General features: G+C 37.2%; 15 protein-coding genes. 9 read left to right on the top strand and 6 right to left on the bottom strand.

The features are described from left to right. Positions 1 to 284 precede the first annotated feature (284 nt). The gene (aspS, locus tag ACZZZC_RS03570; RefSeq protein ID WP_463486619.1) at positions 285 to 2,030 is read left to right on the top strand and encodes an aspartate--tRNA ligase; all 1,746 of its coding nucleotides are present in this window, start codon (positions 285 to 287) and stop codon (positions 2,028 to 2,030) included. Positions 2,031 to 2,111: 81 nt separating this feature from the next. Here the strand turns inward: aspS and ACZZZC_RS03565 are convergent, their stop codons facing one another. From ACZZZC_RS03565 to fumC, 4 genes are all read right to left on the bottom strand, one after another. Beyond that, on the bottom strand, positions 2,112 to 2,918 hold the full coding sequence (locus tag ACZZZC_RS03565) for a S1/P1 nuclease (RefSeq protein WP_463486618.1): 807 nt from the start codon (positions 2,916 to 2,918) through the stop codon (positions 2,112 to 2,114). Position 2,919: 1 nt separating this feature from the next. Beyond that, positions 2,920 to 3,489: a fumarate hydratase gene (locus ACZZZC_RS03560; protein ID WP_463484870.1), complete on the bottom strand. Its 570-nt coding sequence runs from the start codon at positions 3,487 to 3,489 to the stop codon at positions 2,920 to 2,922. After that, positions 3,476 to 3,832: a hypothetical protein gene (locus ACZZZC_RS03555; RefSeq protein WP_463484869.1), complete on the bottom strand. Its 357-nt coding sequence runs from the start codon at positions 3,830 to 3,832 to the stop codon at positions 3,476 to 3,478. Before ACZZZC_RS03555 ends, ACZZZC_RS03560 begins: the two co-directional genes overlap by 14 nt. A gap of 302 nt (positions 3,833 to 4,134) precedes the next feature. Next, on the bottom strand, positions 4,135 to 5,532 hold the full coding sequence (gene fumC / locus ACZZZC_RS03550; protein ID WP_265798624.1) for a class II fumarate hydratase: 1,398 nt from the start codon (positions 5,530 to 5,532) through the stop codon (positions 4,135 to 4,137). Between the two features lie 575 nt (positions 5,533 to 6,107). Between fumC and ACZZZC_RS03545 the strand changes: the two genes are divergently transcribed. Further along, positions 6,108 to 7,727 carry a sensor histidine kinase gene (locus tag ACZZZC_RS03545; protein ID WP_463484868.1) on the top strand — a complete coding sequence of 540 codons (1,620 nt, stop codon included), beginning with the start codon at positions 6,108 to 6,110 and terminating at the stop codon, positions 7,725 to 7,727. Position 7,728: 1 nt separating this feature from the next. Next, entirely contained in the window at positions 7,729 to 8,472 is a 744-nt protein-coding gene (locus tag ACZZZC_RS03540) for a LytR/AlgR family response regulator transcription factor (RefSeq protein WP_463484867.1), read from the top strand. Positions 8,473 to 9,025: 553 nt separating this feature from the next. Here ACZZZC_RS03540 and ACZZZC_RS03535 read toward each other — a convergent pair. Further along, the gene (locus ACZZZC_RS03535) at positions 9,026 to 9,241 is read right to left on the bottom strand and encodes an addiction module protein (RefSeq protein ID WP_463484866.1); all 216 of its coding nucleotides are present in this window, start codon (positions 9,239 to 9,241) and stop codon (positions 9,026 to 9,028) included. A 361-nt stretch (positions 9,242 to 9,602) separates the two neighbouring features. Here ACZZZC_RS03535 and hisS point away from each other — a divergent pair, with 361 nt between their 5' ends. Together hisS and ACZZZC_RS03525 are read left to right on the top strand one after the other, a co-directional pair. Beyond that, positions 9,603 to 10,994: a histidine--tRNA ligase gene (gene hisS / locus ACZZZC_RS03530; protein WP_463486617.1), complete on the top strand. Its 1,392-nt coding sequence runs from the start codon at positions 9,603 to 9,605 to the stop codon at positions 10,992 to 10,994. Positions 10,995 to 11,073: 79 nt separating this feature from the next. Beyond that, positions 11,074 to 11,283, top strand: coding sequence for a hypothetical protein (locus tag ACZZZC_RS03525; RefSeq protein WP_463486616.1), 210 nt, complete (start codon positions 11,074 to 11,076; stop codon positions 11,281 to 11,283). Positions 11,284 to 11,370: 87 nt separating this feature from the next. Here the strand turns inward: ACZZZC_RS03525 and ACZZZC_RS03520 are convergent, their stop codons facing one another. Beyond that, on the bottom strand, positions 11,371 to 11,904 hold the full coding sequence (locus ACZZZC_RS03520; protein WP_463486615.1) for a thioredoxin family protein: 534 nt from the start codon (positions 11,902 to 11,904) through the stop codon (positions 11,371 to 11,373). Between the two features lie 109 nt (positions 11,905 to 12,013). Here ACZZZC_RS03520 and ACZZZC_RS03515 point away from each other — a divergent pair, with 109 nt between their 5' ends. From ACZZZC_RS03515 to ACZZZC_RS03500, 4 genes are all read left to right on the top strand, one after another. Then, positions 12,014 to 12,670, top strand: coding sequence for a TatD family hydrolase (locus ACZZZC_RS03515; RefSeq protein WP_463486614.1), 657 nt, complete (start codon positions 12,014 to 12,016; stop codon positions 12,668 to 12,670). A 217-nt stretch (positions 12,671 to 12,887) separates the two neighbouring features. Then, on the top strand, positions 12,888 to 13,682 hold the full coding sequence (locus tag ACZZZC_RS03510; protein WP_463486613.1) for a tRNA threonylcarbamoyladenosine dehydratase: 795 nt from the start codon (positions 12,888 to 12,890) through the stop codon (positions 13,680 to 13,682). A 118-nt stretch (positions 13,683 to 13,800) separates the two neighbouring features. After that, complete coding sequence (locus ACZZZC_RS03505) at positions 13,801 to 17,064, top strand: UvrD-helicase domain-containing protein (RefSeq protein ID WP_463484860.1); 3,264 nt, start codon at positions 13,801 to 13,803, stop codon at positions 17,062 to 17,064. A gap of 3 nt (positions 17,065 to 17,067) precedes the next feature. Beyond that, complete coding sequence (locus tag ACZZZC_RS03500; RefSeq protein WP_463484859.1) at positions 17,068 to 19,989, top strand: PD-(D/E)XK nuclease family protein; 2,922 nt, start codon at positions 17,068 to 17,070, stop codon at positions 19,987 to 19,989. Positions 19,990 to 20,136: the final 147 nt, after the last annotated feature.

Below are 20,136 nucleotides of genomic sequence, written 5' to 3'. Positions count from 1 at the left end.
GAATGCATTTGGGCTGGCATATAAGTTGGATTTGTTTGTTGAGAATTTTTTGAACTAAATTGATTCCACTTGGCGTCATTGCGAAAATATTCTCCGATTTTTCATCGGTAATATTTGTGGCAATCTCCCTAAATGAGTTGCCTGCATATAGGCCAATGTCAATTGCTTTCAACAGTATCGGTAATTTATGAATGATTTAACCAGTTCGAAAAATCAAGTACATCTTCTTTTAAAAACTTTAAAACAAATTTGGTATTTTTGCCGCTTAATTTAGATTACAATATATGTTAAGAACAGTAACTTGTGGTGCACTTACCCTCAATAACTTAGGAGAAAGTGTTACCCTGTGTGGTTGGGTACAAAAATCGAGAGATTTGGGCGGCATGACTTTTATCGATATCCGCGACCGTTATGGTATTACACAACTGGTTTTTAACATGGATGACAATCGTGAACTCTGCGAAGCAGCACGTTCATTAGGTCGTGAGTTTGTAATTAAAACTACCGGAACCGTTGTAGAACGCAGCAACAAAAACCCAAAAATGTCAACCGGTGATGTAGAGATTAAAGTTTCTGCATTAGAAATTTTAAACGCTGCAAAATTGCCTCCATTCATGATTGATGATGAAACTGATGGTGGTGATGAACTGCGCATGAAATACCGTTATTTGGATTTACGTCGTAACCCAGTCCGTAACAATCTGGTTTTACGCCACAAAATGGCACAATCTGTTCGCCGTTATTTAGATGGTTTAGATTTTATTGAAGTAGAAACACCTGTTTTAATTAAATCTACGCCAGAAGGAGCAAGAGATTTCGTAGTGCCAAGCCGCATGAACGAAGGCGAGTTTTATGCTCTGCCTCAATCGCCACAAACATTTAAGCAATTGTTAATGGTTTCTGGTTTTGATAGGTATTTTCAGATTGTTAAATGTTTCAGAGATGAAGATTTAAGAGCCGACCGTCAGCCAGAGTTTACACAGATTGACTGTGAAATGTCGTTCGTCGAACAGGAAGATATACTGAACACTTTTGAAGGCTTAATTCGTACGCTATTTAAAGAAGTTCGCAATTATGATTTGCCTGAAGTTCCACGTATGCAATATGCAGATGCGATGCGTTTGTACGGATCTGATAAACCAGACACACGTTTCGACATGCAGTTTGTAGAGCTGAACGACTTAGTTAAAGGTAAAGGTTTTCCTGTTTTTGATAACGCTGAATTAGTAGTAGGTATCAATGCTAAAGGTGCGGCAAGTTACACCCGTAAACAGTTAGACGAGTTAACTGACTTTATCAAGCGCCCACAAATTGGTGCTACAGGATTAATTTATGCCCGCCACAATGAAGATGGAACTATAAAATCTTCTGTTGATAAATTCTTCAACGAAGAAGATTTAAAACAGTGGAGCGAAGCATTTGCTACTGAAAAAGGCGATTTGCTTTTAATCTTAGCAGGTTCGACAGATAAAGTACGTAAGCAGTTAAACGAACTTCGTTTAGAAATGGGTAACCGTTTAGGTTTACGCGATAAAAACACATTTTCTGCCCTTTGGGTATTGGACTTTCCGTTATTGGAATGGGATGAAGAAACGGAACGTTATCATGCCATGCACCATCCATTTACTTCACCAAAGCCAGAAGATATTGCTTTGTTAGATACCGACCCGAAAAACGTTCGTGCAAATGCTTATGATATGGTGATCAACGGAACTGAAATTGGCGGTGGTTCAATTCGTATTCATGATAGAGCATTGCAGGCTTTAATGTTCAAACATTTAGGTTTCAGTGCAGAAGAAGCACAAAAACAATTTGGTTTCTTGATGGATGCTTTCGAATTTGGCGCACCTCCACACGGTGGTATCGCTTTTGGTTTCGATCGTTTAACTTCAATTTTTGCTGGTTTGGATTCGATTCGTGACGTAATCGCTTTCCCTAAAAATAATTCAGGAAGAGATGTGATGATTGACAGTCCGAGCACTATAGACGATAAACAATTAAAAGAATTGAAAATCAAAACTGATTTGTAGACGTAATCCATTACAATTACAAAATACTATAAACAAAAAATGCGCTGATAACTTCAGCGCATTTTTTGTTTATTGGAATTCTTATCCATAAATATCATTCAGCATTTTTGCCAGGCGAACTCCACCTTTTAGCAGCTGCTGATTTAAGGTTTCTACCCAATCAAAATTGTAGCGGTAACTTAGTTTGGAATCTGGCTTAGTGGTTTCGTAAATTTTATTACAAACCAGGTAAGATTCATAAACATTTTCTTTCAAGCTGGTATTTTGCCAGTTGTACAATTGAACTGCAGAAGGATGGTTGATTGCTTTTGCATATTCGGTATAACTCAGTTGTTGATACTCAATTAACTGCTCATCCCAAACGCGGTGCAAGTTCGATTTTTCGTTAAACCACAAAACAGAAACGCGGTTTCCGCCTAAATCCTCTTTACGGGCAACATGCATGGGTTGACATAAATCCCCGGCCATATGCACCAACATCCGCAATGCTAATTTTTTTTCATCAGCTGTGCTGCCCGGTTTTTTTAAAACTGCAGTTAATTCAATTATTTTGTTGTACAGGTTGGGAGATTTCTCCGTTTCCAAGAAATTAAAAATTCCTTCTTTGGTTTGTCCGCCTGGTAAGTTTACGAAATGCCAGTTGTATAAATAATTATAGGTAGAATCCGACTTAATAAAATCGCCCCAGTTTGCGGACATGGCCAAGGTTTCTGAACCTAAAATGGCTTGAATCGCTTTGCGGGTTTTAGCCTTTAAATAACTATCGGCAATTTCACCTACCACTCTATGCCCTATCATTCCCCATGCATTAACTTGCGTTGGTAAATAAGCCAACAATCCAACAGCTGCGGCGATAATTAACTTTCTTTTAATTGATTTGAATTTCATTTTATAATTCTTTTTGTACGCAGGTAACTTTTTCTTTAAGTGATAATAAGATTTCCCGCTGATCGCTCATACTTTCCAGAATCAAGCTATCGGGAGATTTTCTTTTAATCAGGAAGTTTCTTTCGTACCTGCCGATGCGATAACAACCCGATATTTTTTGTTTGTAATTGGCATGAGTGAAGGTTGCTCCAACGATTAGCGTATCGCCTTTAACGGCATAAACTCCCTTAGCGTATTCTTTCCAAATGCCATTATTATAGCAGGAATCTTCGTAAAAGTTAACTTTGCTATGGGTTTCAAAATCGATGTAAACTGAATCGCAGCTAAACTTAAAATGATGTTTGGTGTAGTTACTCAATTTATTGCTGTAGGCAACAGAATCCTGATTCCAAACACCCTGCATAAAATCTTCGCCTTTGCCCTGAATGTTTGGCAAACGAGAACAAGAGCTTAAAATACTCAAAAGGTAGAAGGCAAAAGGAAGAAAATAGAGATGCTTCAATTGAATAACTCCTTTAATTTTTCCCAATGGATTAAACATAATATTAGTGAGCATACTATTTAAACTCATTCGGAGGGAATTGATTTGGAAAGCTTTTTTTCTCGTTAACCGTGTTGCTAATTAATATAAACAAACCGACAGCAAAACACATCCCGGAGAAAAAACTGATTACCCCACCGATGGTATAGTAACTTGTAGTTTGGGTCATCGAAAAACTTCCTGATCGCATAAGGTAAGGCATCAAAAGGCTGTAAAATCCAGTTAACACTAACGATAACCCCGAACCGATAAGCAATAATATAGAATCGGCCTTTACTTGTTTCGAAATATAATAACAACAAGCAATGAAGATTATTAATGGCGAGATAATGGAAACAAAGCCGATTAATGAGGTCAAAATTGATTCACCCATGTTTTTATATTTTGAATTCCAATTTGCACCATGCAAACTGAGTTTTTAATTGCTGTATTTTATTAAATAAACGCCTGCCTACGGCGGGCAAGCGATTGAAGCGGAAACCTTTTGATTAAACCTATGAGGTCTTTAAGACCTCATAGGTTTAAAAAACTTGTAGCAAAAAGCGGGGCTATCGAATCCGAAGAATGAATGGCCCTGCTTTTCTAAAAACCCCAAACCCCTAAAGGGGCTTTACTTTCCATCACCTAAACTATAGAAAGAAGTTCCTCCCCTCTGGGGAGGCTATGTGGGGCTTGTTATTTCAAACTTCCAACCATATCTTCCGGACGAACCCACTCATCAAATTGTTCGTTGGTTAACAAGCCCAGTTCAACTGCTGCCGCTTTCAATGTTTTATTTTCTTTATGTGCTTTCTTTGCAATTTTAGCTGCGTTCTCATAACCTACATGCGGGTTTAAAGCAGTAACCAACATCAATGAGTTTTGTAAATGTTTCTCAATTTCTGGTAGGTTCGCTGTAATTCCTTCTGCACATTTAACAGTAAACGAAACGCAAGCATCGCCAATTAAACGAGCAGATTGTAAAACGTTTGCAGCGATTAAAGGTTTGAAAACATTCAATTCAAAATGACCAGACATGCCACCAACTGAAACGGCCACGTCGTTACCAATCACCTGAGCGCAAACCATAGTCAACGCTTCAGGCTGGGTTGGGTTAACTTTACCTGGCATAATTGAAGAACCCGGCTCGTTATCAGGAATAACAATTTCACCGATGCCGCAACGCGGACCAGAACTTAACATACGCACATCATTAGCTACTTTCATTAAAGCAACAGCGGTACGTTTTAAAGCGCCAGAAAGTTCAACCATTGCATCGTGAGCAGCTAAAGCTTCGAATTTATTTGGTGCCGTAACAAAAGGCAAACCGGTTAGTTCAGCTATTTTTTGAGCCACCAAAACATCGTAACCTTTTGGCGTATTCAATCCTGTACCTACAGCCGTTCCACCCAAAGCCAATTCCGCAACCATAACCAAAGCATTTTTAATGGCTCTGATACTGTTATCGATTTGCTGAACATAACCCGAAAATTCTTGACCTAACGTTAAAGGCGTAGCATCCATAAAGTGCGTACGGCCAGTTTTAACGATGTTGCTAAACTCTTCCACTTTCGTAGCCAAAGCATTGCGCAATTTCTCTAAACCGGGAATGGTATTTTCTACCGTTAATTTATAGGCCGCAATATGCATTGCAGTTGGGTAAGTATCGTTAGATGATTGCGATTTGTTCACATCATCATTAGGGTGAAGCACTTTTTTATCATCGGCCAAGGCACCACCATTAATTACGTGAGCACGGTTTGCAATCACTTCGTTTCCGTTCATGTTACTCTGCGTACCAGAACCAGTTTGCCAAATTACCAATGGAAATTGATCGTCTAAATCACCGGCAATAATTTCATCACAAGCCTTTGCAATTAGTTCGGCTTTCTCTGCAGAAAGTACCCCAAGCTCTGTATTTGCTAAAGCTGCAGCTTTTTTCAAATAGCCAAAAGCGTGAATAATTTCTTTAGGCATTGAACCTTCAGGCCCGATTTTAAAGTTATTGCGTGAGCGTTCGGTTTGTGCACCCCAGTATTTGTCGGCAGGCACTTGCACCTCGCCCATGGTATCGTGTTCTATTCTGAAACTCATTATATTTTGATTTTTGTTGTCGCAAATTTAAGTTTTTTGCCTATAAAGCAAGGTATTATCTTCGATATTTACTGAGGTATTTCCTTCGGACTAATTACAGATGAGGAGATTTCACTAATTAGATTTTGGAAAGATGCTGAAGTGGTTTTTGGGGTAAGTTCGGCCCCGCTGATTCGCTGCAATCTTTTTGTTAAACCTTATAGGTTTATTTTACATTGCGCTATTAAACCTATAAGGTTTGCAAAAGTATTTCCGCTGCCATCGGGTTTAGATAGCTTAGGAAACTACTGCAAATAAAAGGTGCAAAGTGCAGGTTTTGGCTAAAGCCCCAAATGTATATCTTGTGTTCCGTTGGTTGAAACCAACGGCAAGTAATGGAATGCTACACATCGTTTCATCTATGTGAGACTAATCATTTGTTTTAAAAACACTCGCTATTTATTGCGGTTCGGCTTTAGCCAACGGAATCTAAATTCTGCTCCAAACCATTCAAATACTAAGTTGATAGTTTCATTTACTATTTTGGCATTTTGTAAGCCAAGTTTTAAGCAGAGGTTTATGAAAATATTTAATATATGAAAAAGATAATCTTAACATTTCTCAGCTTAATTATCATACTATTTACAGTTAATGCACAAAAGGGCATCAACTTCAATAAAAATTATGCAGCCGGAGGAAAGCTACTTATGTGTGTAGATAGTTCAGCCAAAAACGTTTACTATGCTTTAGGATTTCCTAATCAACCTCATACTTCATTTAATTATTTACCCGAAGTCAATAACTTAAGTATTCAAATTAACTTTCGCAAAAATATAAATATCGAACAATATCGGTATTCAATTATAGTAGATGATACACCCATAGCCGTTAATAAATCAATTGATAAAACGAAACTAAAAGACACTCATGCAGGGGGTGACGAAGAAATTTTTAGCTCAACATCACTTGGCGTTTTCCCTATAAAAGGCAAAATGATTACAATATTAGGTTATAGCATAGATAAACCTCAAGATGTTGATAAAACGATTTTTTACGGAAAACCTTTTTTCAAATCAAAAATCAACCATATTATTAAGCAATTTAAAACAGATAAGGGGTTTGATTATAGTCATATAGCTAATCCTAAAGAAAAAACGGATATTAAATTCGATGAAAAAGATGATTTATTAGATATTGTTAAAGACATATCAGATATTGATAATATGTACTCCTTATCGATAAAAGATAAGCTAACGGATAAAATAGTTTTCGAATCAAAGATGTGGAAATTTGGTGGCTATCAAAGTAAAGATAATGAGCCTTATCCATATGTAAAAATCGATAAAAACGTTTTTAAAAAGTCTGGAGATTATGAAATTATTATTCAACCATCAATTGATTGGACTAATTGTTTAGATTGCGATATTTCATCAAAAGAAGTAGAAAAATATACTTCAAGGTACACGCTATCAATAACATTAGATGAAGAAAGCTATACTAAAAAAGACTTTTTTTTATTCAGCATAATTATTGGCGGGTTGTGTGGAGCCATTTTTGTTGCAATTTTAAACAATCGCAAAAGAAAAGCTAAAAAGAAAATTGATGAAGAAATTAAACAAAAACAAACGGCTCAACTCCAACTCAATTCAGTTCGTTCACAACTCAACCCTCATTTTCTGTTTAACGCACTCGCTGGCATTCAAAACTTAATGAACAAAAACGAGATTGATAACGCCAATCGTTATCTAAGCAAATTTGCCCGCCTTACCAGAAATGTTTTAGATAGCAAAGAACTCATCAGTTTAATTGAAGAAAAAACCTTATTAGATGATTACCTGCAAATGGAACAGTTGCGATTCGGGTTTCGGTATAAGATTAATGCTTCAGCAGATTTAGACACCGAGAATATCGAAATACCAGCAATGTTATTACAACCATTTGTAGAAAACGCAGTTAAACATGGTATTGCCGAGAAGGGAAAAGATGGTGAAATTGCCGTTAGCTTTGAAAAGCAAGTTTCGAATTTAGTCCTTAAAATAACAGACAACGGCAGCGGTTTTGATACCACGCAAACATACGATGGCCTGGGCTTGGCTTTAAGCAAAAATAGAATATCTTTACTGAATACGGTTTACAAAGACACGGCTTTCGTTTTAGATATTCAATCTGATACAAACGGAACAACAGTTACAATTACTTTATCACAATGGTTATAAAATGAGGGCGATTTTAGTAGATGATGAGCTGGCAAATTTAGAAAACCTGCAGGTTTTGTTGGCGAAAAATTGCCCTAAGGTGAAAGTTGTTGCAATTGCCAACAACATTAATGATGCCTTTGAAAAAATAAATCTGCATCGCCCTGATTTACTTTTCCTTGATATTCAGATGGGTAAAACCACTGGTTTTGACCTGTTAAACCAGCTTGTCGATAAATCTTTTGAAGTTATTTTTGTTACCGCTTACGATAATTATGGGATTCAAGCGGTGAAGTTTGCTGCGCTGGATTATCTCCTCAAACCCGTCGATTCCGATGAATTGATGGTTGCTGTTTCAAAAGCGGAAAACCGAATTTCAAATAAAGTGAACGGTGAACAACTCAATTTTTTGCTCAATCAAATTAAACGTAGCGAGCCTGCTGTTCCTAAAATCGCCTTACCACAGCAGCACGAAATCCGTTATGTTTCTGTTGATGATATTGTACGTTGCGTTGCAGATAATACCTACACATTTTTTCATTTATCAAGTAGTGAGAAAATTTTAATCTCAAAACCGCTAAAAGAATATTCTGATTTATTAAAACCGCAAGGTTTTGTGAGGTCGCATCAAAGCCATTTGGTCAACCCCAAGTTTGTAAAAAGCTGGCTGAAAGAAGATGGTGGAACTTTATTGATGAACAACGGCGATAAAATTCCGGTCTCGAAACCGAATAGGGAGATGGTTAAAGCCATTTTGGGGAAATAAGCTAGCAAATTATGTTTCGGCAGGTGAGGACATTAGCCGATAGCAAAATTTTCATTATATTTAAATTATGAAAACGCTAAAATCGCTCTATTTAACTTTCAGTTTAGTTTGCTTAATAAACTTTGCACATGCTGCAATGTTGGGAACTCCAGAAATAATTATACTTCTTGTGGTTTGCATTTTATTAATGGTACCAATAGGATTGATCGTTTGGTTAATCGTTTATCTTGTAAAAAGGAACAACAGTTAAAGGGTCAACCTCATCCACGTTTCCATTTCTTAGGACTTAGGCTATAATGGAAGACAGCCACAACAAAAATAGTATCATCTTTAACATAGAAATGAATTCCGTAAGGGAAGATTGTTAAGGGAACTACTCTCATTTTCTTTAGATATCTGATTTGGAAATTTTCAGGATATCCGGAAAGGTATTTTATTCGACTATTAAAGTCGAATTCAAATCTGTTAGATAATTTCTCAGATATTTCGTCGTAGTAATCCAAGATTTTAAAGACATCTGTCAGCGCATCGTCGCTTATCTCTAAACTGTAAATCAAGATTTTCTTTGCTTGAGTTTGTCTTGAAATTCGGAGGCAGTATAAAACTTAGTATTCCCCTTTTCAATTTTTTCTAATCGCTCTTCTACAATATGCAGCTGCTCTTCCGTTACCGTATAGTTGCTATTAAATAAACTGGATTGCAAAAGATTAATGACAGCTAATTTCTCAGCATCATTTAACTTTAATAATTCTTCCTCTTTAATCATCATAGGTAAATATACAAAAAGCAAGTTTGAAATCCCCTGGTTTTTTAGCATGTTAGCTTTCTATTCATTCTCTGTGATAAAATTAATTATTGAAATAAATAAGTATTATCTAATTTCCCTAGTTTTTGCCTTTAAACACCTTTGATTTCGACCGAAGCGGAGAAATCTCTGTAATAAAAATTAAATCATAGCGAGTGCGTTAAGATTGCTTTCCCGAAAAATCGGGATAAACCGTGCCTCGCAATGACGAATTCTCTAGTTCTTACCAATAAAACATACCAGGAATCAAGTTGCCTTTTAACAAACCTCGCAGGTTTTAAAAACCTGCGAGGTTTACATCTTACATTTTTGTACTTTTGCGGCTATGTCAGTTATTAAACCCTCATTAGCAAAAGGCACTCGCGATTTTACGCCTGTTGAAATGGTGAAACGCAACTTTATTTACGATACCATAAAATCGGTTTTCAGGAAATATGGTTACGCAGAAATTCAAACACCAAGTTTTGAAAACCTATCTACCTTAACCGGAAAATATGGCGATGAAGGTGACAAATTGATCTTTAAAATTCTGAATAGCGGAGAATATTTAAAAGATGCAAAGAAGAAATCATTCGACTTTGCTCAGGATGACAACAGTAATCAATTGATTCCATTAATTTCCGAAAAAGCACTTCGCTACGATTTAACCGTTCCATTCGCTCGTTATGTAGTGATGCATCAACACGAGCTTACTTTACCTTTCAAGCGTTTTCAGGTGCAACCGGTTTGGAGAGCCGACCGGCCACAAAAAGGAAGATACCGCGAATTTTACCAATGTGATGTAGACGTTGTGGGTTCAGAAAGCTTGTTAAACGAAGCAGAATTCATTTTGATTTACAATGAAGCTTTGGCTAAATTAGGATTAAAAGATTTTACGGTAAAAATTAATAATAGAAAAATTCTATCAGGCATCGCCGAGATTATAGGTAAACCTGATTTGATTATTGATATGACTGTCGCCATCGATAAACTAGATAAAATTGGTTTAGATGGTGTAAGTAAAGAGTTGCTAGAACGTGGTTTTACAGAGGATGATTTGGAAAAGCTTCGTCCGGTAATTTTACTGGAAGGCACAAACGAGGAGAAATTAAGAAGTTTAAAAGAAGTTTTAGCTACTTCTGAAACTGGTTTAAAAGGCATTGCAGAAATCGAACAAGTTTTTGATTATGTAGAAAGCTTAATTTCTTATGCTTTACCACTTACCGCAAAACTTGAGTTAGATATCACTTTGGCTCGTGGATTAAACTATTATACAGGCTGTATTTTTGAAGTTAAAACCAACGAAGTTGCCATGGGCAGCATCGGCGGTGGTGGCAGATACGATGATTTAACAGGCATGTTCGGGCTGAAAGATTTAACTGGAGTTGGCGTTTCTTTCGGTGCAGACAGAATTTACGATGTTTTGGAAGAACTGAATCTTTTTCCTGCATCAGCGGAAATTGGAACGAAGGTCTTAATCAGTAATTTCGATGCTGAAGCAGAAAAGTTTGCCTTGCCTATTTTACAACAGTTCCGAAATGCAGGAATTGCAACGGAGCTTTATCCTACATCAGCGAAGCTGAAAAAGCAAATGGCCTATGCTGATGCTAAGAATATTCCCTATGTAATTTTAATTGGTGGCGATGAAATTGCAAGCGGCGAGTTGACACTAAAGGACATGCAAAGCGGTGAGCAGAAAAAACTGACAGTGCTGAGTATCTTAGATTTACTTAAATAAGTAATAATATTTTCGAAACTCAAAAAATTAAAACAATTTTCTATTCCAGATCATTATCTATTTATAAAACTCAAAAATTATGATAGACCCAGAAGACGAAGATTATTCGAACGATCCGAACGATGCTTTACGCAGAGAGGACGATACAGAAAACATCAATGAATTAGATGGCGACGATTCCAATATAGAACACGATAAAGACTTATTGGAACAAGCAGATGAAGCATCGAGATCATCATACGAATTAAACGTAGATGACTTAACGGATGAAGATGACTTAGATGACTAAAAAGAAAGCCGCAGATTTTCAGATTTAAATCTGCAAATCTGCGGCTTTTATTTTAACGTGAGTTCTATCCCCGGCTTACCTTCTACTTTATTTTGCTTTCGGTTTATAGGTTTCTGGATTAACCGCAGCAACCGTCCATCCCTTTAAAAAGGAGGTGATTTTCTTTACATCATGTCCTACTTTTTTCTTTCCATTAGCACCAATTTCGTCGGTTTCAAGATAAGATGAGTTTTCGATATGAAGCACTTTTCCTTTGCCATCCAAAACCACAAAAACTGGATAACCGAAGCGATTAGGAAATCCTAAGTATTTCATCGCCTCATCGTTATGGTGATCTTTATCCCAGTTTACTAAAACATATTCATAATTGTCGTTGATGGTTTGTTTTAGCACGGCAGATGTATCAACCAGGTTATGAAAAGCAATACACCAACTGCACCAATTTCCGCCAACCTGTACCAAAACATGTTTATTTGCTTTTGCAGCCTTTTCAGTGGCAGCTTTTAGGTCGGCCAAAGCATTTGACTCAGGGTTGTAAATATGAACGCCTTCTTTTTTCGCCTGACTAAATGCTGCACTTGAGATAAATACAGCAGTTAATATGATTAGTAATTTTTTCATGATGTCAATATAATAATGCAAAAATAATAAAGTCGACCGGATTAATAGATTACCAGCAGATTCTTTACAGAAGGAATACATTTTTCAATTGTATATCTTTGTTAAAATAATGGATTTTTTAGACTTACATACGCATAAAGCATCGCAGACTAAAGGTGTAACCAGCATTCAAAGTCTTTCACTTACTAGCGATATTTTTCTGGCGATGCCTAAAACCAAGCCAATTTCTATTGGCTTGCACCCATGGTATGCAACGTTAGAAAAGCTCGAAATCCAAATGAAATATTTAAGTGTTTTGGCCAGGCAGAAAAACGTGAAATTGATCGGCGAATGCGGTTTAGATAAACTGAAGGGCGAACCCCTGGCGAATCAATTGATTATTTTAGAAAGTCAGATAGCACTTGCAGAGGCGCTAAACAAACCCCTTATTTTGCACTGCGTAAAAGCCTATTCAGAATTGATCGAAATCAAATGTCGTTTGAATGTGAAAGTTCCAATGATTATTCATGGTTTTAACAAGAAGGCCGAAGTGGGGAAACAGCTAATCTCTAAAGGATTTCTCCTCTCTTTTGGCTCAGCGATTTTAAAGGAAAATTCGGGTGCACAAAAGCTGATCCAAGAAACGGACAACTTTTTTTTGGAAACTGATGATGCTGAAACTCCAATTGAAGAAATTTATCAAGCAGTAGCAAATTTGAAAAAATGTTCTGTTGATGAATTGAAAGCACGTATTTTTGCGGACTGGAAAAAGTTGAACCTGTTTTAACTAACCACAGATGGACACGGATAAACACTGATTATAGTTTTTTTTTTAAAGTGTTTAAAAATAATCAGCCACGGAAGCACGAGCTCACAGAAAAAATTCCGTGTTAATCTCTGTTTCCGTGGCAATAAAAAAATAAATTAATTGCAGATTTGCAATACAGATTAAAGATTTAATATCTGTGTTCATCCTTTTTATTTGTGGTAAAAAATTAAGCAAAATGTCTGATACAAGCTGGCTTTCTCGCTCCGCCCTTTTACTTGGCAATGATGGAATCGATAAATTACAATCGAAACACGTATTAGTAATCGGTTTGGGAGGCGTTGGTTCTTTTGCAGCAGAATTCATTTGCCGCTCTGGTATTGGCGAAATGACGATTGTTGACGGCGATGTGGTTGACCCTACCAATCGCAACCGGCAGTTGCCTGCTCTGGCCACCAATCATGGCGTGAGTAAGGCCGCAATTATGCAAGAGCGTTTATTGGCAATCAATCCCGAATTGAAACTACATGTTGTAAACACATTTCTCACACCAGAAAAATGTCGTGAAATTTTAGAGTCGAAATTTGATTACATCATGGATTGCATTGATAGCGTGATGCCGAAAATCACCTTGCTTTCTACTGCGCTGGAAAAAAATATTCCCATTGTAAGTTCAATGGGTGCCGGTGGCAAAATGGATCCCACTAAATTGAGCATTACGATGCTTCCTGACACTTACCAATGTGTTTTTGCCAGTTACGTTCGTAAAAGATTAAACAAATTGGTTGGCGCAGATAAAATTAAGGCCGTTTTTTCTACCGAAGAAATGGACAAAAATTCAATGATTATGACTGATGGAAGTAATTTCAAACGTTCTGCTTATGGCACCGTTTCCTATCTTCCTGCTGCATTTGGCGGTGCTTGTGCATCTGTAGTAATTAGAGATCTACTCGGGCTTTCAATAGAAATGGCCGAAAGGCCGGCGAGGATTAGTCGTAAAGCATTGGCCAAGAAGAAAAAGAAAAGTTCTTAGCGTTATTTTGTTCGTGAGGACACGAACCAAGGCATCAGTTTTCATTTGATTGTTGATATTCTCATTTCTGGAAAATTTTAAATTGTTGTAAGTTTAAAATTCGAAACAAGATCACTTCATGCCACAACCCGTAAAAATTCTTCAAGCTGCCGCAGGTTCGGGTAAAACGTTTAGTTTAACCGCACATTATCTTACTTTACTTTTTTCTGGCGACAATAAATACCGAGAAATTTTGGCTGTAACCTTTACTAATAAGGCTACTGAAGAAATGAAAACGCGTATTTTAGAGGTATTGCTGGGTTTTGCCAAAGGCGATGCATCAAGAAAGATCGAAGACTACCGTGTGCTAGTTCTGGCATCGCATCCAGAACTAAACGCGGAAAGCTTAAAGCTCAAAGCCGACGCCATCTATAGAAAAATCCTCCATGATTACAGTCGCTTTTCGGTGAGTACAATTGATGGTTTTGTACAAAAAGTAATTCGTGGTTTTGCTTTTGAATTAGGCTTGGAAAGTGGCTACAGTTTGGAAATGAATACCGAAAAGGTAAAAAAGGAACTGACTGCAAAACTGGAAAAATTGCTTGATGAGAAAGATAACTTATTGCAATGGATAGTAGAATTGGCATTAGACAGGATAAGCAACAATAAATCATGGAATTACAATACAGAGCTTTTAAATCTGGTAAGCGAAGTTTTTAAAGATAAGTTTTCATCTTTTGAAGTGGCTGTAAATAGTTTTGGAACTGAAAACACTGATATCGTTTTTAAAAAATACATCGATTTCTCTAAAAATCTCATTAAAAAATTTGAAACCGATTTAGTCGATCTGGCCGAAACGGCACTCGGAATTATTGAAGTAAGCGGTTTTTCTGCTGATGACTTTAAGGGTAAAAGTCGTTCACCGTTATTAAAGTTTAGAAGCATTATGACGGGCAACTTTGCTGACGTGGAGAAAGTGCTAAAACTTACTGATGATGAAGAAAATTGGTTTCCGAAAGGAAAATCAAACGAACTTTACAGTGAAATCAACCCGATTTTACATCAAATTGCAAACATCTACGGCACAGGAATTGGCGACTATACTTTAGCTAAGGCGTTTATCAGAAATGGATATTTTTTACGCTTAATGCAAGAAATAGCGGTTTTACTTACCCAATATCGGGAAGAAAATGAAACCCTTTTAATCAGCGATGCGCAAAAGTTGCTAAATGGAATAGCCCAGGATGCTGGTGAAAACCCATCCTTTATTTGGGAGAAAATGGGAAACCGGTACAGGAATTTTCTCTTCGACGAGTTTCAGGATACTTCCAGTAACCAATGGGATAGTTTTTTTCCACTGGTTGATAATGCTGTTTCTACCCACAACGGAAAACTCCATGACCATTTAATCGTGGGAGATGCCAAACAATCTATTTATCGCTGGCGAGATGGCGACTATAAATTATTACATCAAAAAGCCAAATCAAATTTGCAAGAACATAACGTTTTCGAAGATAAACTTTTAGAAAACTACCGCAGTACCGAAGAAATTATCAACTTCAATAACCAGCTTTACCAAAAACTGGCGGTGTTCTTACAAGATAAAATCAATAGTGAAATTCCAGCTGAGGATGAATTGTTAAACGGTTTCTGGAACCATCCAACTAATCAATACAACAACATCATCACTAATATTTATAAAGGTGTTGAACAAAATACGCATCCTAAAACTACCAAAGGCGGCATTATCAAAATCAAAAAAATTGAATTCGATAAACCAAAAGCCAACAGTGATGGAATCGTCGAAACCATTGTTACCGATGCAGAACCTGAAAACAAAAAGCAAGCCTCATTGGCAGAAATGCTTAATGAGGTAAGACTTTTAATAAATGAAAAAGCTTATCAGCAACGCGAAATAGGGATTTTGGTGCGTTCTAACGCAGAAGCAACAGAAGTGGTAAACGCACTAATGGAAGCTGGTCTGGACGTAATATCTGGCGAAGCCTTAAAAATCGCAAATAGTACGGCGATCAAACTCATCATTAACTTGCTGAAATTATTAGTCGTTAGTCCAGCCAATTCTGCTTTGTATAAAGCAAATTGTATTGCCTTATATGCCCAACTGCATGAAAACCCCATTAATGGCGATCATTATTTTGGACTGAAGGACACCTCGATGGAAAACCTGCAACATGTTTTGCCTGCAGATTTTTGTCTTAATTATAAAAGCTGGATGGCACTTCCCGTTTCGGAACTAATAGAGAAAATAATTAAGGCTTTCCAATTAGACACCTATCATAAAAACGGAATTAACCCATTTTTACCTTATCTGTTGGCATTTAGAGATTTAACCAATAAAGCATCGCGTCAGGGCGAAAAAGGCATCTCCTCATTTTTAGATTGGTGGGAAGAAGAAGGACATAACAAAAACCTACCGTCGCCCGAAACTGCAAATGCCATCCAGGTGATGACCATCCATAAATCAAAAGGCTTGGCTTTTAGAGCGGTATTTATTCCTTTTTGCGAGTGGCCATTAGGTGGAAAAGCCAACAACGCTTTTTGGGTACCCATGGAAGGGACGCCTTACGCCGATTTGCAGAGTGTTCCGCTTCAATTTACGAGCAGCTTAAAAGGTTCATCCGTAGCAAAATACTATCTGGAAGAACTTTTGATGAATTATATGGATGCTTTAAATAGCCTTTATGTGGCTACTACAAGGGCTAAAGATTATCTATACATTTCTTTTTCAGGCAAGAAGAAACCTTCACTAAGCCACATTGGCGATGCTGTTTTTAGTGCTTATGAACAAGATTTCGAACATACTGATGAAATCGCAATTGGCACCTTTTCAACCAAAGGCGATGGCATGGAGAGTTTAAAGGCATTGAACTTAACAGCCTACCCTACAACTGATCGGTTGGAAGATGTATACGAAGAAAGCGAGAACCGGCCACAACGATACATAGATAATATTACCAAATCTGGCAAGAAAGGGAGTAACCTGCATTTAATTTTGGCTGAAGTAAATAAAGCTGATGAAATTGCAGACATCGTTGAGAAATTGATTTTGGAGGGATTGATACTCGAAGAGGAGAAGGATGATTATATTACACAGGCATCATCGGTTTTGGCCCACCCAGAATTGAGCGCATTACTAAGTCAAAATGCCAATCAAATTAATGAAAAATCGATTGTTGGTATTGACGGTAAAACCTACCGGCCAGACAAGCTGGTGTTAAATGGAGAAAAAGTTTCTATTATCGATTACAAATTCACAGCTGAGGAAAGCCAAAGTCATATTGCTCAAATCACCAATTACAAAAACTTAATAGAGGCTATGGGCTACCAGGATGTTAAACCGTATTTGTTTTACGCCACCTTAGGCAAACTAAAAGCTGTTTAAAATATGAACCCATTTTTACAAGATGTTGCCAAAGATTTAGTAGCTAAGTTTGGTCAGAATTTGCAAGATTGTGCCATTGTGTTTAACAATAAGCGCCCAACTGCGTATTTACAAAAGCACCTTGCCGACATTTATCAGAAACCGTTTTGGAGTCCTTCATTTTACACAGTTTCTGAATTTTTTGCAGAGGCAACACCGCTAAAAATCGCCGATCATTATACCCAGTTTTTCACCCTTTACGACTGCTACATTCAGCTTTTAAAAAACGAAGGCATTGAAAAACTGCCCTCTATTGCAAAATTCCATAACATTGCCCGAATTATTTTAGGCGATTTTAGTCAGATTGATAATGATCTGGTTGACGCTACCAGGCTGTTTACAGAACTGGAAGATATTGCGGTGATTAACCAGCAGTTCGATTTCTTAACGGCAGAGCAAAAAGCCTTTTTATCGCAGTTCTGGCAATCTTATTCCGAAGGAAAATTTAAAAAACAGCAAGAGCTATTTATCCGGATGTGGCATCGAATGCCTCTATTGTACAATGAATTCCATCAACAGTTAAAAACCAAAGATTTTATTACCATGGCCCGCTTGTATAAAAACATCGGCGAGGGTACAAACGAAATCGATTTTACGGCTAAATACACTGGAAAAAAACTAGTGTTTATTGGGTTCAATGCACTAAGCAAAGCAGAAGCCAAGGCATTTAAACGCTGGCAGGATGAGGATAAAGCGATCTTTTATTTCGATACGGATAGTTATTACCTGGAAGATGAGATGCAGGAATCGGGATTGTTTTTAAGACGAAACTTAAAGCAGATAGGCCTGATCAACCAATTATCAAATGAAACCGGCTTCATCAAAACATCACCAAGAGCGGTAAATGTATTTAAAGTGCAAGGGCAAACGGCACAGGCAAAAATTGTAAATGAATTGCTGGCTAAGGAAAAAGAAATGATTTTAAATAATCAAGCCATAACTTCTACAGCGATTATTTTAGCAGATGAAAGTTTGCTAATTCCTTTAATGCAAACCATTCCATCAACTATTGAGGATAAAAAAATAGATGTAAATATTACCATGGGTTTTGGCCTGGCCAATTCTTCATTGTATGGTCTGGCCGATTTATGGTTAACAGTTCAATCTGAATTAAGCGCAAAAAAAACGATTAAATATCAAACTGCTGAAGCTTTTTTATCGCATCCGTTAACCGGAATAAGCGAAATCATGCGTCCGAAAATAATCGATGCATTAATTAAGGAGCAGCTTGCAGAAATTCCATACCAGCGCCTAACGCGACAAGGCGGTTTGTTAGCGAAGTTTTTTGAGCCTATACATTCTACAACTAACACAGTCACTATATTAAATGAGTTACTGGATTATGTTTTACATCGTGAGCTCGCAAGCAAAAGTTTAAAGAAGATTGATGCTGAATTATTTGGCAAAACCATTCAGGAACTTAACCGTTTGCAGGATACTTTACAGCACCATATCGATAAGTACAACAAGGAAATAGAGCTTAGTTTTGTGCTTTCGCTGATCCAAAAATCGCTGGCAGAAATTGCGGTTCCCTTGGAAGGAGATCCCCTGAGTGGAATTCAGATTATGGGCTTGCTGGAAAGTAGAAACCTAAACTTCGATCGGGTGATTATCTTGGGTTTAAATGAGGGGATTGTTCCGCAAGCTTCTACCTCGACTACCTTTATTCCTGATAGCTTAAGGAGGGTTTATGGTTTACCAGTGCTTGAAAATCAAGACGCCATTTCAGCTTACATGTTTTATCGTTTAATTCAACGGGCTCAAAATCTAGATTTTGTTTATAACAGTTTAACTGATGAAAGTAACAGCGGCGAACCCTCCAGATTTATTAAGCAATTAGAATATGAAAGCGGATTTAATTTCAATCATCAGGAGCTTCAGCTTGCTGTTAAAACGGAGCTCAAACGTGAGGAGGTTGTTTTAAAATCGGAAAAGGTTCAGGAAGTTTTAAACAAATACCTTTCGGGACAAAAATACCTTTCTGCTTCGGCCTTAACCACCTATATCTCCAATCCAATCGATTTCTTTTATAAATACATTGCCGGAATTGAAGAGCCAAAAGAAGTGGAAGAGACTGTAGAAGCCTATAAAGTTGGTTTAATTCTGCATTATGCGATGGAGCAATTTTACGAACAGCTGCGCATCGTATCGCCAGAAATTACGGCAGAAAGAATTAAAGAGAAGCGAAAAGATATTCCCGAACTAATTATTGAAGGCTTTGCCGATTCTTTATACGGCGATAAAAAAGAACCAAAAGAGATCCGCCTGACCCATGTAAAACGACTAGCCAAAACAATTAAATTAAATGGGATGGAAAAAATTGTGTTCGCTATTGTAAACGAGTATATCAATATTATTTTAAAACAGGATACCGAAGATGCACCATTTACTTTAATTGGCTTAGAGCAAAAGGGCAATGTCGAATTTAGCTTTGAAGCGAATGGCAAAAACCAACACATTAAGCTTTACGGCATTATCGATCGCGTTGATTTGAAAAGTGGTGGCTATAGAATTGTGGATTATAAAACGGGAAGCGATAAACTCAAGTATTCTTCCATAGAAGAGTGTTTCGATACGGATTGTGGCAACATTAACAAAGCGCTTATTCAAACGCTCTTTTATACTCACGTGTACGAGCAAATATCGAAGAACGAAAATGTGGAACCGAATCTTTATGTAGTCAAAACAATGAGTAAAGATGGGATCCATTTTACTGGCAAAGGCGGCCTGTTACGAAATGAATTTCTCGCATCAGAAAAACACGCCTTTTTAAATGCATTGAGGAGAAAGCTGAAAGAATTATTCGATTATAGTATTCCTTTTAGAGCCAGTCAAAATTCTGGAAATTATGTTTATTCTATTTATACAACACTTTTTGGGAGGTAAAAGAAAAGCTTAAAGACTAAAGAAGAAAGTCTAAACCAAAAATCCATAGCCTCATCGTCATTGCGAGGCACGAAGCAATCTTAAAACGTTCACTAATAAACCTACAGCATTAGGATTGCTTCGTGCCTCGCAATGACGATCATTTTT

The organism is Pedobacter sp. AC212, from assembly GCF_979258625.1.
The sequence above is the reverse complement of the archived record's forward strand: the minus strand, read 5'-3'. Positions and strand labels throughout refer to the sequence as shown.

Bases quoted from the DNA above. Each gene is read 5' to 3' on its own strand.
- aspS (WP_463486619.1), top strand. From the start codon at position 285: ATGTTAAGAACAGTAACTTGTGGTGCACTTACCCTCAATAACTTAGGA.
- ACZZZC_RS03560 (WP_463484870.1), bottom strand. From the start codon at position 3,489: ATGAGTTTAAATAGTATGCTCACTAATATTATGTTTAATCCATTGGGA.
- ACZZZC_RS03565 (WP_463486618.1), bottom strand. From the start codon at position 2,918: ATGAAATTCAAATCAATTAAAAGAAAGTTAATTATCGCCGCAGCTGTT.
- ACZZZC_RS03515 (WP_463486614.1), top strand. From the start codon at position 12,014: ATGGATTTTTTAGACTTACATACGCATAAAGCATCGCAGACTAAAGGT.
- ACZZZC_RS03545 (WP_463484868.1), top strand. From the start codon at position 6,108: ATGAAAAAGATAATCTTAACATTTCTCAGCTTAATTATCATACTATTT.
- ACZZZC_RS03510 (WP_463486613.1), top strand. From the start codon at position 12,888: ATGTCTGATACAAGCTGGCTTTCTCGCTCCGCCCTTTTACTTGGCAAT.
- ACZZZC_RS03535 (WP_463484866.1), bottom strand. From the start codon at position 9,241: ATGATGATTAAAGAGGAAGAATTATTAAAGTTAAATGATGCTGAGAAA.
- ACZZZC_RS03500 (WP_463484859.1), top strand. From the start codon at position 17,068: ATGAACCCATTTTTACAAGATGTTGCCAAAGATTTAGTAGCTAAGTTT.
- ACZZZC_RS03505 (WP_463484860.1), top strand. From the start codon at position 13,801: ATGCCACAACCCGTAAAAATTCTTCAAGCTGCCGCAGGTTCGGGTAAA.
- fumC (WP_265798624.1), bottom strand. From the start codon at position 5,532: ATGAGTTTCAGAATAGAACACGATACCATGGGCGAGGTGCAAGTGCCT.
- ACZZZC_RS03540 (WP_463484867.1), top strand. From the start codon at position 7,729: ATGAGGGCGATTTTAGTAGATGATGAGCTGGCAAATTTAGAAAACCTG.
- ACZZZC_RS03525 (WP_463486616.1), top strand. From the start codon at position 11,074: ATGATAGACCCAGAAGACGAAGATTATTCGAACGATCCGAACGATGCT.
- ACZZZC_RS03555 (WP_463484869.1), bottom strand. From the start codon at position 3,832: ATGGGTGAATCAATTTTGACCTCATTAATCGGCTTTGTTTCCATTATC.
- hisS (WP_463486617.1), top strand. From the start codon at position 9,603: ATGTCAGTTATTAAACCCTCATTAGCAAAAGGCACTCGCGATTTTACG.
- ACZZZC_RS03520 (WP_463486615.1), bottom strand. From the start codon at position 11,904: ATGAAAAAATTACTAATCATATTAACTGCTGTATTTATCTCAAGTGCA.